The 1,114-nt window shown below is 48.5% G+C and carries 1 protein-coding gene; it reads right to left on the minus strand.

The genetic code is table 11. The features are described from left to right. Window positions 1-1,114 (minus strand): non-ribosomal peptide synthetase (locus QNM16_RS24895; protein ID WP_284022921.1); only part of this gene is annotated, 1,114 nt, incomplete at both ends.

Below are 1,114 nucleotides of genomic sequence, written 5' to 3' on the forward strand. Positions count from 1 at the left end.
AGCCCTTGTTGGGCCGCCCTAGACACCACTTGGATCGACAAAATGGAGTCGCCACCCAATTCAAAGAAGTTCGCCAAAACACTCAGCTTATCGGCTTCCAGTTTTAATAACGTCGCCCAAATCTCAACCAAAGCGCGCTCTTGCTCATTCTGAGGTGCCACATACTCCGCTTGAGCCTGTGTCATATCGATTTCTGGTAATGCTTTTTTATCAAGCTTGCCATTCACATTCAAAGGCAATGCCGCCAACACACACCAACCTGTGGGCACCATATAGCTCGGGAGCTGTTGTGATAACCCTGCTCGCCACTTTGCAATCAAGGCTGACTGCTCTGTGTCCTCTGTACTTTGCACATAGGCAACCAGACGTTTCTCTGTGTCCTCTGTTTGCACCATCACCACACAATCTGTGACCCCTGACAAGGCCCGAAGATGCTGCTCTATGTCTCCCAACTCAACGCGGAAACCACGGATTTTAACTTGCTCATCCGAGCGACCAACGAATGACAAACGGCCATCTTTGCCAACACGCACCAAATCACCGGTTTTATATAAACGCGCCCCTTCATCTTGCTTAAAAGGGTGGGCGATAAAGTGATGGGCACTGAGCTTAGGCTGGTTTAAATACCCCTGCGCCAACGCACCGCCAAGATACAATTCACCCACACACCCTTGTGGTTGTAGCTGCAAATCTTGGTCCAGTACATACGCTTCACTGTGCGAGATAACCTGACCAATGCTGTGATTATGCTGTGCTGCATCTGTTTCACAACTGGCAATTAACGTGGCCTCGGTTGGACCATAAAACTGTAATAAGGCCACCTCTGGTAAGGTGTGATGTACGGCTTTTAATAAAGACGCGGGCACATTATCACCGCCGGTCGCAATGCCTTTAAGCCCTGTTAACTGAGTACATGCCTCAGCATGTAAGCTATTTAACCAGCTGCCCAGTAAACTTGGCACCATATGCACCCAATCGGCTTGCGATATATGATGCTGTAACTGCGCCATATCCAAGATGTCTTCTTTGCAGACCAGACGAACTTGTCCCCCATGCAATAAGGGGTATAACCATTCAAATAGAGAGATATCAAATGCAAGCGATGCCAAACTTA

Source organism: Pseudoalteromonas umbrosa, assembly GCF_030125375.1.
In the GTDB taxonomy this organism is placed as follows: Bacteria; Pseudomonadota; Gammaproteobacteria; order Enterobacterales; family Alteromonadaceae; genus Pseudoalteromonas; species Pseudoalteromonas umbrosa.